Raw genomic sequence first — 13,059 nt, 5'->3', positions numbered from 1 at the left:
CCCGCGGACTCTGAACGACGGCTGCGCACCGCGCGACGGTTAGTCCGCGCGCACGCGCTGGAGATTCCAGCCGCGACGCCACGCGATCACTCTCGTGACGAAACAGATGATCGCGGCGGATGGGGCCACGAGGCCGAGGGGAAGGGCGAGCTCGTAACCCACGGCCATGGTGACCGAGCCGGCGAGCGCCGCGAGGGCGTACACGTCCCGCTGCAAGACGAAAGGGATCTCGCCCACAAGGAGGTCGCGTGCGATGCCACCACCGATCCCCGTGAGGACGCCCACGACGATCGCCCCCACCGGTTCGACCGACAGCGTCAGCGCTCGCAGGGTCCCGGTTACGGCGAAGAGTGCGAGGCCGGCCGCGTCGAACACGACGACGACGCCGGCCGCGCGGCCGAGCCCCCGATGCCAGACGAGGACGACGACGCTCGCGAGGACGCAGGCCGCGACGAACCGCCAATCGCCAAGCGCAATCGGGGGACTCTGGTCAAGAAGCACATCACGCAAGATCCCGCCCGCGATACCTGCCGCGAGCGCGACCACGACGACGCCGAAGAGATCGAGTTCGCGACGAACGCCCGCAACCGCACCGCTGAGCGCAAACACGAAGGTGCCAGCAAGATCGACGGCGGGCGTCATCGCGACAGGTTGCGCAGCAACATCGGGCGTCGTTGGCAGGTGCCTGCGCGGTCCTCTCGCACGGCCGGACATCGTACTCGCGCAGTCCGCAGCGGCAGCGATGCGGCAGCCGTGGACGAACGAGGATGCCGGCGCGATTGCATGCTGGGTTTCTGTGGGAAGCTCACCTGATTCACTGGAAAAGGACTGGCCCCGCTCCCCGGGTTTCTTCAATTCGTGCCAGAACTCGCGTGTCGGCCGGAATTTTGGCCTGGCGTGATTCTGGATCAGCCAATCAGAGGTTCGAATCCTCTCTCCCCCAACAGATCCGATTTCTTCTCGCCGTTAGGCGATGCCGCGCGCTGTCCACGCCCGAGCCACCACCTCGAAAGGCGCTTTAGGGAGCAGGTCCCGGCAGCGCTCGCGCAGCTCCGCGCGGCGTTTCGCGTCGAGCCGGGCGACGTAGGCTCCAGCGGGACCGACGCCGAGGGTGAAGGGCTCCCACCATTCGTCAAAAGTCGCGTGAGTCACGGTCGACACGAGCGTGGTCTGTTCCACGTCGCGAAGCCCAGCTTCGACGAACAGCTCGGCGAGGTGGCCAGCGCGGGCGCCAGCCCGGTTCGACTCGTCCGCTACACCGGGGTCCAGCTCATGCGCCGCCTGCCAGAAAACGCTGAGCGGCCCACCCCCAGTGGCGTGGTCCCACACGCACGCCGCGACGACACCGTCGTGCCGGACCACGCGCGCCATCTCCCGCAACCCCGCGACGGGATCCGACATGAAGTGGACGACCAGCTGGGCGAGCGCCGCGTCGAAGGTCTCGTCTGGGAACGGCAGGTGCTCCGCGGCGGCGAGCCTTACCTCGACGGTAGGAAAGCGCTCGCGAATTGCCGCGACGAACGTCTTGGACGGATCGACCGCGAACACACTCGCTCCGCCGAGGCGATCGACCAGCTCGCGCGTGAGCGCACCCGGCCCGCTGCCGACGTCGATCACCTGTTGCCCCGCACGCACCCCGGCAAAGTCCGCCAGTTGGGGCGCGAGCCGGGCCGAATACTTGCCCATGAAACGGTCGTATGCCACACCGCTGACCTCGAAGCCCACCAGCGGACTCTACCCTGCCTATTTGTGCTCGGAAGTCGTCAGAACGTAGATTGATGGCCGGACCAACCGCACATCGATCGGAGAACGTAAGTGGCAGAAGGCACGATCAAGAGAATCGTCGGCGACCGCGGATTCGGTTTCATCACACAGGCGGATGGGAGCGAGATCTTCTTCCATCGCTCAAAAGTGGCCGGCGACGCGTTCGACTCGCTGACCGAGGGTCAAAAGGTGACCTACGAGAAGGCCATGGACCCGCGGCGCAACAAGGAAAACGCAGAGCAAGTCACCCCAGCCTGAGCCGCGCCGTCGCGTGGGGATGCCTACAGCGTCGGCTTGAACAACATCAGGAACAGGATCGGGAGCAGGCCGCCCGGGCCCGTGACGGCGAGGGTGCCGGGGCGGAAGCGCGTGAGCAGGCGCTCCATCTCCGCATCGTCGCGCGTGCCGGCGATGCGGTCGATGGTGCGGCCCCCGTAGAGGTTCATCACCACGGCGATCGCGACGAAGGCCACCAGCGCCGACCAGATCCAGAAGCTGCCCCAGAAAGAACCCATGAAGCCGAGCACGACCCCGGTCACCAGCGTGGGCCCGAAGAAGACCCACCGAAGGACGCTGGCGCGTTCGGAGACCTCGAGCAGCTCGCGGATGCGTGTGTCGTTTGCGCTCCTCTTTGAGATGGAACGCGACCGTGACGGGATGGACCAACAGCAGCCCCAACACACTTGCGATGTGCAAGAAGACGATCCAGCGGTACATGACGTCAGGGCACGCCGACACAGTTGCAGCGTGGACGCTCTTCGAGGAGGGTCCGGTCCCACTTGCCGAGATCCGCGGAAACGTCGTACGTGCTCTCAAGGAAGCTCATGAGCGTTCCGGCGGGATCGGGCGCTGTTCGCACTGCGTCATACGGCAGGATGAATTCGCCGCGTGCCGCGATCCACTGCGCCGAGTCAGGTCGGATCGTCGCATCGGCAAGACCGGCCGGCGGCGGCATCGCGTAGGAATAGAACTCGGCCTGCGGGAGCTCCTCGCTGCCAAGCCAGAAGCCGGCGGCGATCAGCTCATGTGAGTAGGCCTCGTGCATGACGTGGATGTGCACGTTCGGCGCGCTCCCACCCGCATAGGCGGGCCCGCGCCGACCGGAGAATCGCGCGCTCGCGAGATCGAACCCACCCCAGAAGAACTGCACCGGACTGGCCTTGCCGAGGAAGTCCGCCCGGAAGCGGTCGAAGACGAGCTGCGTGCTGATGAGGGCGGTCAAGAGCCGTCGCACGACGTCGCGGTCATAGGGGCGGACCTCGATGTCGTCCCGGAAGGGGACGTTGGGCGCGACCTCGACGGGGACGGGCATGATGCGGGGGTCGGGCACGCCCAGCGCAGCAAGCGTCTCGAGGACCTGCTGATAGAAGTGCGCGATCGACATCGGACCCAGCGGGATCGCCTTGCGGCCCCCGCGGCTGGTGACGATGACGAGCTCATGGTCGACGAAGTCGAAGTCGATCTGGAACGCCTCGTTCCCCGCGGGTGTGAGCGTTGTCGTGAGGCCCCGGGGCGTGACCATGAGCGTCGAGTTCCACCAGTGGTTCACCAGTGGCGTCATGGCCAGACGGATCTTGCCCACGACCTGAGTCCACATGTGGACCGCGTGCACCGTGTCCTTCAGATCCGCGTAGACCAGGCGAGGCCAGAGTCCTACGGCGCGTTCGGTCGTAGCCATCTCCGACAATTCTCCGCGATGACCGCACGGTTCACCTGGCCCCAGGTCCTGGCGTGGCGCATGCGCCGACAACTCCTCGAGCCGATCGGAAAGCCGTCCGTGCCGGAGGTCGTGCGGCGGCTCTGCGGTGTCCAAGCGCAGGTGGCATCGTCGGCCGAGCTCGCCATCCGCGTCCGGCGCCAGTCATCAAGGCGCGGCGAGGTCGCGCGCGCGCTCAGCGAAGGCCGGCTGATCAAGACGTGGGCGATGCGCGGCACCTTGCACTTGCTCACGCCTGCGGACGGCGGCGCAATTCTCTCGCTCATGGCGTCGGGGCGCTCGTGGGAGCTGCCCAGCTGGGAGCGCTACTTCGGCATGACCACCAAGCACTGGGATGCGTTTCGCCCCGCGGTCCGCGAGGCTCTCGATGGCAAGACGCTCACGCGAGACGAGCTGATCGCCGCGGTCGTCGCGAAGCGAGGACTGGGTCACATCGGCGATGCGCTCCGGTCCGGATGGGGAACGCTGCTGAAGCCGCTCGCGTGGCAGGGAGACCTGGTCTTCGGTCCGAACCGGGGCACGCGCGTGACCTTCGTGCTCCCGACCGCCGCGAGCTCGCGCTGGGTCGGCGTACCGGAGCCAGAGGAGGCGGCGCCGATCGTGATCGTCGGCTATCTCGGCGCGTACGGGCCGGCGACGATCGACAACTTCCGGAACTGGCTGAGCCGCGGCAGGGTCAGCGCGCGACAGATCCGGATCTGGTTCAAGGCGCTTGGCGAGCGGATCACCGAGATCGAGGTCGACGGCGAACGCAGATACGTGCTGGCGAAGGATCTCGACGAGCTCGCGTCGTCGAAGCCGACCATGGCGGTGCGCTTACTGCCGGGTTTCGACCAGTACGTCCTTGGTCCGGGCACCGAGGACGGCCACATCATTCCGGCGAAGCGCCGCACCGCTGTCAGCAGGCAAGCCGGTTGGATCGCGCCGATCGTCGTCGCCGGTGGCAGCGTGAAAGGAACGTGGGAGGTCGACGGCGATCGCGTGCGCGTTGACTGGTTCAAAGAGTCCGGCAAGCCGCCGCGAAGCATGGTCGCGGCAGAGATCGATCGGCTGTCGGCGATCCTACGTCGCGACCTCCGCCCCGAGATCAAGATCGTCTAGCGGCTCGTTGCTTCACCTTGGGCGCGTCGCCGAACCGCCGACAGCGGTTCGAGGTGCGGCCGGGCGCCAGGCCGCGCCGCGGCGAGCCAGTACGTTCCGCTATTGGCGGCCAGCTGCGTCAGCGCGCGATCACGGGATCGGCGCAGCGGCCGTCCGCGCGTCCTTCACCAAGCGCGCGTATCCCCTCTGCTCGAGCGCTCTCGCATGCAGACCGAGCTCTCGCACGACCGCCTCGATGACGTCGTCATCGGTCGCCTCGATCTCGCAGAACAGTCCGAGGCCTTCGACCTCATCGATGGAGACCGTCGCCCCACCGATCGCGTAGATCGAGGTCCTCTTGCGATAGGTCAGCACCTTCGCAAATCCGAGAGCTTCGAGGAATGATCCGGCGTCTCCGGAGACGACGACACTCCACTCTTGCCGGACCTTTGACGGACCGCGCTCCAAGCGGGGACCTTTCAGCGTCAGCTCTTGGCGACCCGCCACGATCCGCAGCCGGAGGTCCACGCCGTTGCCTGGTGTGTTGCGCTCGGCGTATCGCACGTTGTCCTGGATCTCGGAGCGCACAAGGGTCCCGGCGCGGTCGAGGAACGCGGTCAACCTGGCCGATTCATCGATGCTGAGCCGATATTTGCGCTCGCGCTCGAGCATGATGAAGATTGTCCCCCATGGCCAAACGGCGCTCGGTACGCGATCTCCTGCGCGTGAAGCCCACCAAGGGCCAGCTCACATTGGCCGACATCGACCCCGGTGCGACGCCCGGCGTGCGAAAGAAGACGGCGCGCGGCGAAATGAAGGCGGACCAGGAGAAGCTCCGTCAGCTCCAGGAGCGTTTGTATGCCGAAGGGAAGCGCTCGCTGCTACTCGTGCTGCAAGGCATGGACACATCTGGGAAGGACGGCACGATCATCCACGTCATCGGCGCTGTCGACCCCCAGGGCGTGAAGATCACGGGCTTCAAGGCACCGACCGAGGAGGAACGGCGTCATGACTATCTGTGGCGAATCAGGAACGCACTGCCTGCCGTCCGCGAGATCGGGATCTTCAACCGCTCGCATTACGAGGACGTGCTCATCGTGCGGGTGAAGAACCTCGTGCCGGAGAGCGTGTGGTCCAAGCGGTACAACGAGATCAATCGCTTCGAGCGCGAGGTCATCGCGTCCGGGACGACGATCGTGAAGGTCTGCCTCCACATCTCATTCGAGGAGCAGCGAAAGCGGCTTCTCGCGCGCCTCCTCGACCCGACCAAGCGCTGGAAGTTCAATCCGAACGATCTTGAGGAGCGCAGCCGGTGGTCCGACTACCAGGTCGCCTACGACGCCGCGCTGTTCCGCTGCTCGACGCCGAAGGCGCCTTGGTATGTCGTTCCGGCGAATAAGAAGTGGTACCGGAACTGGGCGATCACGCGGATGCTGATCGAGACCCTTGAGGAGATGGATCCGCGCTACCCGGAGCCCGACCTCGACATACCCGCCCTGACCGAGCGCCTCGCGCCCTCGCCCAAGGCATAGCCGGCTCCTACGTTTTCACCAACCCGAGGTTGGTGTAGATCTCGCGCGTCGCCTTGGAGAAGTTGAGCGTGTAGAAGTGCAGACCCGGCACGCCGAGATCGAGCAGGTCGCGGCAGAGCTTCGTGGCGACCTCGATCCCGCGCCTACGGATCTCTTCGCGGTCGTCGCCGCCGGCCTCGATCCGACGAACGATGTCTTCGGGGACCGCGTATCCGGATAGCTGGGCCATCCGCTGGACCGACACGAGCGACGTGATCGGCATGATGCCGGCGAGGATCGGCTTGGTGACACCGAGCGCGGCGACCTCGTCCCGAAGACGCTCGTACTCCTCCACCTTGAAGAAGAACTGCGTGATCGCGAAGTCCGCGAGGCGCATCTTCTCCGCGAGGTGCAAGCGATCGGACTTGAGATCGGGCGAGCGTGGGTGACCTGCGGGGTGTGCCGCGACTCCGATCGAGTCAAAGCCGAGCCGCCGTCCGAGCTCGACCAATTGCGATGCGTATTCCAGCTCCTTGTACGACTCTTCGGCGGGTAGCGGATCGCCGCCGAGCGCGAGCAGGTTCTCGAGCCCCGCCGCCCGGAAGCCGCCGATGATCTCGCCGAGCTCGAAGCGCGGGTGCGCGACGCAGGTCAGGTGTGGCATCGGCGTCAGGTCGGTGGTGCGCAGCAGGTCGATCACGACACGCGTCGTGCGCTCGCGCGAGATCCGACCGCCCCGGTAGGTCACCGAAACGAACGAAGGTCGAAGCGGCTGGAGGTCAGAGATCGTCCGCGTGAGCAGGCGCTGCTCGTCTTCATCCTTTGGTGGAAAGAATTCGAACGAGAACGTCTGCCCGGCCGCGAGGAGGTCGATGATCCGGGCCATTTGCGCGAGTCTACTTAGACGCGCAGCATCGCCGCGCAATGTCGGGGCGCTTTGTCACGCGCGGTTTCGAGGGCAAGCCGCGGGCGAGCGGCGCGGCGGCGAACCGCGTCCCGCCCGGCCAGTACCTCGCTCGTGACTTCCCGGTCCTGTCCGCGGGCCCGACGCCGATCACCAATCTGCGACTCTGGTCGTTCGCGATCGAAGGTCTCGTAAAGCAGAAGGTCACTTGGACTTGGGCGGAGTTCCAGAAGCTGCCCGCGCAGGACTTCACCGTCGACATCTCATGCGTCACCAAGTGGACGAAGCTGGACACGCGCTGGCGCGGCGTGAGCATCGACACGCTTCTTGAGTCGGTCGACCTTGACCCGCGTGGCGGCTTCGCGACGGCCTACTCGGACGGCGGCTACACGACGAACCTCCGGCTGCCGGACATCGTGAACGGCCAAGCGTTCGTCGCGTACGCGTACGACGGCGCGCCACTCGCTCCGGAGCACGGCGGTCCAGCGCGGCTCGTCGTTCCCCACCTCTACTTCTGGAAGAGCGCGAAGTGGGTGCGCGGCCTGCGCATCACCGAAAAGGAGACTCCGGGGTTCTGGGAGTCTCTCGGCTATCACATCCGCGGCGACCCGTGGAAAGAGGAGCGCTACAGCGGCGACTAGCGAGCGGCGCGTCCTCGACTGGCAGCTCGCCACCATCGCGAAGATCCGCGAGGAAACGCCGCGCGTTCGGTCGTACACGCTGCGCCTGCCGAACTGGACGCCGCATCGACCGGGCCAGCACTACGACCTACGCCTGACGGCCGCCGATGGGTACAGCGTGCAGCGCAGCTACTCGATCGCATCCGGGCCCGAGCGCGAAGGCGAGATCGAGGTCACGGTCGAACGCGTCACGGATGGTGAGGTCTCACCATTCCTCCATGACGTTGCGGTCGTCGGCGATCGGATCGAGGTCCGTGGTCCGATCGGCGGTTACTTTGTGTGGAACGCCGCGCTCGGCGGACCGCTCCTCCTGATCGCGGGCGGGTCTGGCATCGTCCCGCTGATGGCCATGCTCCGCCATCGCGCCGCGACAGCACCGCGCCCCCCGACGCGCCTGCTCTACAGCTCGCGGACGCACGAGGACATCATCTACGCCGACGAGCTGCGCGACGTCGCCGCGCGCGGCGACGGACTCGAGGTCATCCACACGCTCACGCGATCGCAGCCCCCAGGTTGGACCGGCTACGCACGACGAATCGATGACCAGATGCTGACCGAGGTCCGCCGGCCACTCGGCAACGCGCCGCTCGTCTTCATCTGCGGGCCGACGCCGCTCGTGGAGGCCGCCGCAAACGGTCTCGTGCGCATCGGGGTTCCGGCACAGCGCATCCGTACGGAGCGCTTCGGCCCATCAGGTAAATAGAGGAGGCCGCATGGAAAGACCGACGACCGACGCGCGGACGCTGGACGGGAACGCCGTCGCGGGGATGCTGGAAGAGCTCTTCGGCGTGGACATGACGGCCGCCGATAGCAAGTGCGCCGCGTGCGGACGCGAGGGAGAGGTCGGTACCCTCCTGGCCTACACGATGGCACCGGGTGTGGTGCTGCGATGCCCGGGCTGCAGCGCGGTGATGCTGCGCATGGTCGAGACGCCGCGCGGAACGCTCGTCGAGGCGAAGGGCCTGGCCTATGTCCGGATCACGCGATAGCCGCGGAGGGGCCCGCGCGAGCGAGCCCCTCCGTTCGCTCTAGTAACCCGCGCCGTACTGCGAGCGCGGGACCTTCGCTAGCACCTGCTGCTGGTAATAGACCCAACCGCCTTCGTCGGCGACCACGGTCGACGGGTAATGCGTCGAGACGAAGAGCGCGTAGATGTTCCCGGCCGAGATCGCCAGCCCGAAGTAGTCGCCGATGAACGCGCGCTCCGTGCACGGGTCGCGATGCGCGGCGCACGCCATCTGGCCGATGCCGTCCACATGCTGGCCCGGATTCATCGGATCCCAGGTGAAGTCGGTGATGCGCGTGTTCGCACGCACCGGCTGCGCCCCTGCGCCGGTGTCCTTGTATGCCTGGAGCGTCACGTCGATACAGAAGTTCGTCTCGCCGACGTCCGCCGCGAGCACGCTCGGGTCGCTTGGGCACGCCGCGCGACGATCGTAGAAGGCGATGGCCACCGCGCCGTTCGGTCCCGCGGCGATCGGAGGCTGGAACTGGTCGGTGTAGCCGAGCGCGCTCGACTCCGCGTTGTCGTTCACCTTGACGGGTGCGGACCAGGTCGCGCCGCCGTTGGTCGACTGCACGAACCTCACGTCGAACTGACCGGCAGCGGCGTCCCAGTCCTCGTACGTCATGTACAGGTGCCCGGCGAGGTTGGCACTCGCGGCGAAGCTCTCGACGATACCGTCACGGAACGTTGTGTTCGGGAGGCAGCACATGGGGATCAAGCCGACGCCGGTGACAGCGCGCGAGAACGTGAAGGTCTGGCCGTCGTCGGTCGACTTCGCGATCCACAGCGTGACCTGACCGCTCTTCTTATCCTTCTCGGTCGATGCGAACGCGATGTAGAGGTCGCCGTTCGCGCCGATCGAGGGTTGCACGTAGAGGTTCTGCCGGCCGCTCACTGACGGCATCGGGAACGAGCTGTAGCGCGAGAACGTCAGGCCGCGATCGCGAGATATCGCGATGCGCAGGTCGACCGACCCACCGTTCGGCGCGCCATTGAACACGGACCACAACGCGTACACGTGGTCCTGGTATGGGTGGCCGACGATGTGGTTCACAGCGATCCACTGTTTGTCCTCGACGTGGCCGTACTGGAGGCTCGACGAGTTGGGCGACTGTTCCAGCGCCTTGCCACCGTTCCCCGTGATCCAGTTCCGGCCCATATCGTTGCTGTAAGACACCATGACCGCCGCGTTCGGATGCATGTTCTGCCAATACGCGTTGAACGGTAGGGTCACCTGGTAAACGCGGCCCTGCGTGTCGAAATCGACGTTCGGGTCCGTGTTCATGGTCCACGACGGCGGCATGTCCTGGGTACCGACGGTCGTACATTCGTAACTCTGCACCTGGTTGTTCCCGGCCGGCGTGCCATTCAAGATCGTGTAGGAGCCGAGGTGGAAGTCGTAGAAAGTGCTCCACTTCGAGATGAAGAACTTCGAGGCGCCGACAAGATCCTCGGTGCCGGGCTTCACGGCGATCCACGACTCGGAGTGGTTCGAGTTGAGCGGCTGAGGCCCACAGCTGCCAGGGACGTACGCCGGGTTGGCGGGTTACCCACCGCCCCACACCGGGGTGCTGGCGACGACGTTCGTGAAAGTGACGGCGCTCGACCACAGCGGGGTCGCCGCGGCACCCGCGGACGACACCTGAAGGACGAGGGCGATCGCGAGGATGAGGGCGGCGGGGTGAGTCAGCACGGAGGATCGGGACATGACTGACCTCCCCATATTCGCGAGCTATTCGCGAGCTATTCGCGAGCCTCAGCCCCCTTCGGCCCGCCACCGACACGGGATGCTAGTCCGGAGCTCTAGAGCGCGCCGATGGCCAGAAGAAGGCCGTCTTTCTTGATCGCGGGACTGGTGACGATGAAGAGCACGACGCCGCTGACCGGCGCCTTCACTGTTGCGAGCGGTTCGCCCACCAGGTCGACGAGCTCGCCTACGACGTCCCCGGCAGCGACTTGCTGCTCGACCCGAACGCGCGAGTGGAAGAGGCCTTCCACGGGCGACCGCAGCCAGTCGAAGCTGTTCACCACACGCGGCGGCGCGACCGCCTCGGGTGCGCCATCGACTGCGCCGATCGCACGCAGGATGTTCGTCACGCCACGAACATGACGCACGACATCCTCTTCGATGAGCAATCCCCGTCCGCCGGACTCCGCGAGCATCGACGCGACGCCGTTAAGCGCGGCGAGCGCATACAGCGAGCCTGGTCGCTCGCCGGTGGGCGCGCTCTTCACCGCCCAGCGCGCACCGTACGCCCCGGCCATCCTCCGGATGCGCTCGTCCAGAGCGACCTCGCCGGTCTCGCGGTAGATGACGAACGGCGTCAGGTCTTCGATGAGGTCGCCGGCATGCAGATCGATCGCGTACTCACAGCGCGTCACGATCTCGGTCAGCAGCCGGTGCGCGAAGCGCTCGCCCCATTTGCCTTTTGGGTCCCCTGGGAACAGCCGATTGAGGTTGTCACCGTCCTCGGGATTCACATACACGCTGCGCTCGTAGAAGCCGGGGCGGTTCAGCAACGGGATCACGATCAGGATGCCGCGGACGTGCTCCGGCGCCGTGCTCCGGCCCAGGCGGATGGCGGCCTCGATCCCGGTGTACTCGGCAGCGTGGATCCCGGCGGTGACGAGCACCGTCGGACCGGAGACCCTTCCCGTGATCGCGAAGTACGGCCATTCGTACTTCGCGAGACCCTCGTCGCTGGGGAACGTGAAGTGCCCGGCTACGCGCTGGCCTGCGGGCGGGATCGCGATCGGGCCAATCGAGGTCTGCGGCGCATGCACCAGGGCGCAAGTCTGCCAAAGGCCGAGGCGCCATGCGTGGCATTACCACGGCGGACCTGAGTCGGAGGAGGACGGACATGCCAGCCAAAAGGCGAGCCCATCACGCAGTGGACGCGGGACGAACCCGCCGGGAGGCGGCTATGGCCGCGGCGGCAAGAAGCGCAATCCGCTCAAACCGAAACCCGGGCGGAAGAAGTAGCGATAGCGACCGCCGCAGCCACAGCGCCGCAGCGCTTAGTCCGGGATCTTGAGCTCCAATCCGGGATGGATCATGTCCGGGTCGCTGCCAACTGCTTCCTTATTCGCGGCGTAGAGCTCGGGCCACCGATTCGCATCGCCCATCTCGGACTCCGCGATGTCCGAAAGCGTGTCGCCGGCCTTGACCGTGTATGTCTTGGTCGACGTGTCCTGCCCGCCGCGCTCACCGCGGCGCTGTTCCATGACCCTCTCGGTCTCGGTCGGCTGATCCGTTGTCGGCTGGTCCGTTGCGGAACCGCCTTCGCTTCTTGGCATGTGACACCTCCGTCACCGATGCACACCCGCATACGGCGGGCCACGACGGCTAAAGCTCGAGCGGTGGGTAGTATTTCTCGACGCCTTCGCGTTTGACCTCTTCGACCCAGCTGGTGCCGTAGACAGCCTCGCGATCGGCGCCGGCAAGGCTCCACGCATCGCGGCGGTAGGTCCAGTTCGCCGGCTGCAGACGGTGCGCCTCGCGGAAGTGTTCGATCGCCGCGGCCTGCGCGCCTCGAGCGTACAGCGCCTGGCCCAGCGCGAAGTGCGCCGCCGCCGTCGCCTCCTCGACCGGCCGAGGCCGACTGCGCCGGATCACCTCATCGGGCGAGAGGGCAAACCGACTCTCGCCACCTTTCTGGACCCAATCACGAAGCGCGGCGACATAGCGCTCTGACTCGACGTGCAGTGCCTTGGTCAGCTCTATCGCCTCACGTACTGCGGGCGTTGCGTCCGGCGGCACGGCGCGATCGAGGTACGCGGGCCGGCTGGGATGCGCGGGCTCGGGCGGTCGGACGATCGTGCCCTCTTCGTCGATCCAGATCCCGCTCGGGACGTTGATGACGCCGAAGAGGGCATCGACGACATGCCCCTCGTCGATGAGCGAGGGATGTTCCGGGGCCGCCTTTGCGATCCAGGGACCCGCGGTCTCGCTGCCCCGCGCATCGAGCGCGATCGTGACGATCTCGAGACCACGCGGCCTGAGCTCGGTCCTCAGCTCCTGCCACACGGGCAGGTCAAGACGGCAGCCTCACCACGATGCCCAGGCGACCAGAAGCGCCTTCGTCCCGCGGAGTGACGACAAGCGGAATGTTCGGCCGCGGAAGTCGGGCAGCTCGAGCTCGGGCGCTGCGGCGCTGCGAAGCGCACGACCGCCGGCCTCCGCACCGAGCGCCCACAGACCGTGAGCTGCGTCATGAACGAGCGGCATCGCGAGCGCTTCCGCGGCGGCAGCCAGCTCGACGGCGGCCGCGTCGACCGAGCGGAACGGCACGCACCGCTCGCCGCGGCAAAGGCCCTCGGGTTTCGACCCCCACCCTGCGACGCGCTCGAATTCCGCGACTGACACGCGGGCGCTTGTGAAGATCACAGGGCGTTAC

The 13,059-nt window shown here is 66.6% G+C and carries 17 protein-coding genes; 6 read left to right on the top strand and 11 right to left on the bottom strand.

Features of this window, described 5'->3' with window-relative positions; all coding sequences use genetic code 11:
• Positions 1-39 precede the first annotated feature (39 nt).
• Together VI056_09865 and VI056_09860 are read right to left on the bottom strand one after the other, a co-directional pair.
• Positions 40-642, bottom strand: a complete 603-nt coding sequence (locus tag VI056_09865; protein ID HEY6203340.1) for a trimeric intracellular cation channel family protein — start codon at positions 640-642, stop codon at positions 40-42.
• A gap of 324 nt (positions 643-966) precedes the next feature.
• Entirely contained in the window at positions 967-1,725 is a 759-nt protein-coding gene (locus tag VI056_09860; GenBank protein ID HEY6203339.1) for a methyltransferase domain-containing protein, read from the bottom strand.
• 90 nt (positions 1,726-1,815) lie between these two features.
• On the opposite strand from VI056_09860, the gene VI056_09855 reads away from it, so the two are divergent.
• The gene (locus tag VI056_09855; protein HEY6203338.1) at positions 1,816-2,022 is read left to right on the top strand and encodes a cold shock domain-containing protein; all 207 of its coding nucleotides are present in this window, start codon (positions 1,816-1,818) and stop codon (positions 2,020-2,022) included.
• A 23-nt stretch (positions 2,023-2,045) separates the two neighbouring features.
• On the opposite strand, the gene VI056_09850 is transcribed toward VI056_09855, so the two are convergent.
• Positions 2,046-2,303, bottom strand: a complete 258-nt coding sequence (locus VI056_09850; GenBank protein HEY6203337.1) for a hypothetical protein — start codon at positions 2,301-2,303, stop codon at positions 2,046-2,048.
• A 182-nt stretch (positions 2,304-2,485) separates the two neighbouring features.
• Positions 2,486-3,442 (bottom strand): DUF5996 family protein, encoded by a 957-nt coding sequence (locus VI056_09845; GenBank protein HEY6203336.1) that lies wholly within the window; start codon positions 3,440-3,442, stop codon positions 2,486-2,488.
• A gap of 18 nt (positions 3,443-3,460) precedes the next feature.
• Between VI056_09845 and VI056_09840 the strand changes: the two genes are divergently transcribed.
• Entirely contained in the window at positions 3,461-4,582 is a 1,122-nt protein-coding gene (locus tag VI056_09840; protein ID HEY6203335.1) for a winged helix DNA-binding domain-containing protein, read from the top strand.
• Positions 4,583-4,711: 129 nt separating this feature from the next.
• Here VI056_09840 and cyaB read toward each other — a convergent pair whose 3' ends face one another.
• Positions 4,712-5,233: a class IV adenylate cyclase gene (gene cyaB / locus VI056_09835; protein ID HEY6203334.1), complete on the bottom strand. Its 522-nt coding sequence runs from the start codon at positions 5,231-5,233 to the stop codon at positions 4,712-4,714.
• 17 nt (positions 5,234-5,250) lie between these two features.
• Here cyaB and VI056_09830 point away from each other — a divergent pair, with 17 nt between their 5' ends.
• Positions 5,251-6,093, top strand: a complete 843-nt coding sequence (locus VI056_09830) for a polyphosphate kinase 2 family protein (GenBank protein ID HEY6203333.1) — start codon at positions 5,251-5,253, stop codon at positions 6,091-6,093.
• A gap of 7 nt (positions 6,094-6,100) precedes the next feature.
• Here the strand turns inward: VI056_09830 and VI056_09825 are convergent, their stop codons facing one another.
• A complete protein-coding gene (locus VI056_09825) occupies positions 6,101-6,958 on the bottom strand; it encodes a methylenetetrahydrofolate reductase (protein ID HEY6203332.1) in 858 nt (285 codons plus the stop codon).
• 38 nt (positions 6,959-6,996) lie between these two features.
• Between VI056_09825 and VI056_09820 the strand changes: the two genes are divergently transcribed.
• The 3 genes from VI056_09820 to VI056_09810 are packed head-to-tail and all read left to right on the top strand — an operon-like array spanning position 6,997 to position 8,645.
• The gene (locus VI056_09820) at positions 6,997-7,617 is read left to right on the top strand and encodes a sulfite oxidase-like oxidoreductase (GenBank protein ID HEY6203331.1); all 621 of its coding nucleotides are present in this window, start codon (positions 6,997-6,999) and stop codon (positions 7,615-7,617) included.
• Positions 7,568-8,359, top strand: a complete 792-nt coding sequence (locus VI056_09815) for a ferredoxin reductase (GenBank protein HEY6203330.1) — start codon at positions 7,568-7,570, stop codon at positions 8,357-8,359. Before VI056_09820 ends, VI056_09815 begins: the two co-directional genes overlap by 50 nt.
• Positions 8,360-8,369: 10 nt before the next feature.
• Complete coding sequence (locus VI056_09810) at positions 8,370-8,645, top strand: DUF6510 family protein (protein HEY6203329.1); 276 nt, start codon at positions 8,370-8,372, stop codon at positions 8,643-8,645.
• 39 nt (positions 8,646-8,684) lie between these two features.
• On the opposite strand, the gene VI056_09805 is transcribed toward VI056_09810, so the two are convergent.
• From VI056_09805 to VI056_09785, 5 genes are all read right to left on the bottom strand, one after another.
• Positions 8,685-10,130 carry a sialidase family protein gene (locus VI056_09805; protein HEY6203328.1) on the bottom strand — a complete coding sequence of 482 codons (1,446 nt, stop codon included), beginning with the start codon at positions 10,128-10,130 and terminating at the stop codon, positions 8,685-8,687.
• 78 nt (positions 10,131-10,208) lie between these two features.
• Positions 10,209-10,370: a hypothetical protein gene (locus tag VI056_09800; protein ID HEY6203327.1), complete on the bottom strand. Its 162-nt coding sequence runs from the start codon at positions 10,368-10,370 to the stop codon at positions 10,209-10,211.
• A gap of 95 nt (positions 10,371-10,465) precedes the next feature.
• Positions 10,466-11,446, bottom strand: coding sequence for a M14 family metallopeptidase (locus VI056_09795; protein HEY6203326.1), 981 nt, complete (start codon positions 11,444-11,446; stop codon positions 10,466-10,468).
• Between the two features lie 234 nt (positions 11,447-11,680).
• Positions 11,681-11,959: a LysM peptidoglycan-binding domain-containing protein gene (locus VI056_09790; protein ID HEY6203325.1), complete on the bottom strand. Its 279-nt coding sequence runs from the start codon at positions 11,957-11,959 to the stop codon at positions 11,681-11,683.
• A 49-nt stretch (positions 11,960-12,008) separates the two neighbouring features.
• Positions 12,009-13,049 carry a ResA-like WAxxUGC motif-containing protein gene (locus VI056_09785; protein ID HEY6203324.1) on the bottom strand — a complete coding sequence of 347 codons (1,041 nt, stop codon included), beginning with the start codon at positions 13,047-13,049 and terminating at the stop codon, positions 12,009-12,011.
• Positions 13,050-13,059 lie beyond the last annotated feature (10 nt).

The sequence above is a fragment of the Candidatus Limnocylindria bacterium genome, assembly GCA_036523395.1.
Classification (GTDB): Bacteria; Chloroflexota; Limnocylindria; order P2-11E; family P2-11E; genus CF-39.
The sequence above is the reverse complement of the archived record's forward strand: the minus strand, read 5'-3'. Positions and strand labels throughout refer to the sequence as shown.

What these genes read in the sequence shown, in the direction of transcription:
- cyaB (HEY6203334.1), bottom strand. Translation starts at nt 5,233, where the DNA reads ATGCTCGAGCGCGAGCGCAAATATCGGCTCAGCATCGATGAATCGGCC.
- VI056_09840 (HEY6203335.1), top strand. Translation starts at nt 3,461, where the DNA reads ATGACCGCACGGTTCACCTGGCCCCAGGTCCTGGCGTGGCGCATGCGC.
- VI056_09800 (HEY6203327.1), bottom strand. Translation starts at nt 10,370, where the DNA reads ATGTCCCGATCCTCCGTGCTGACTCACCCCGCCGCCCTCATCCTCGCG.
- VI056_09820 (HEY6203331.1), top strand. Translation starts at nt 6,997, where the DNA reads ATGTCGGGGCGCTTTGTCACGCGCGGTTTCGAGGGCAAGCCGCGGGCG.
- VI056_09810 (HEY6203329.1), top strand. Translation starts at nt 8,370, where the DNA reads ATGGAAAGACCGACGACCGACGCGCGGACGCTGGACGGGAACGCCGTC.
- VI056_09845 (HEY6203336.1), bottom strand. Translation starts at nt 3,442, where the DNA reads ATGGCTACGACCGAACGCGCCGTAGGACTCTGGCCTCGCCTGGTCTAC.
- VI056_09790 (HEY6203325.1), bottom strand. Translation starts at nt 11,959, where the DNA reads ATGCCAAGAAGCGAAGGCGGTTCCGCAACGGACCAGCCGACAACGGAT.
- VI056_09825 (HEY6203332.1), bottom strand. Translation starts at nt 6,958, where the DNA reads ATGGCCCGGATCATCGACCTCCTCGCGGCCGGGCAGACGTTCTCGTTC.
- VI056_09830 (HEY6203333.1), top strand. Translation starts at nt 5,251, where the DNA reads ATGGCCAAACGGCGCTCGGTACGCGATCTCCTGCGCGTGAAGCCCACC.
- VI056_09865 (HEY6203340.1), bottom strand. Translation starts at nt 642, where the DNA reads ATGACGCCCGCCGTCGATCTTGCTGGCACCTTCGTGTTTGCGCTCAGC.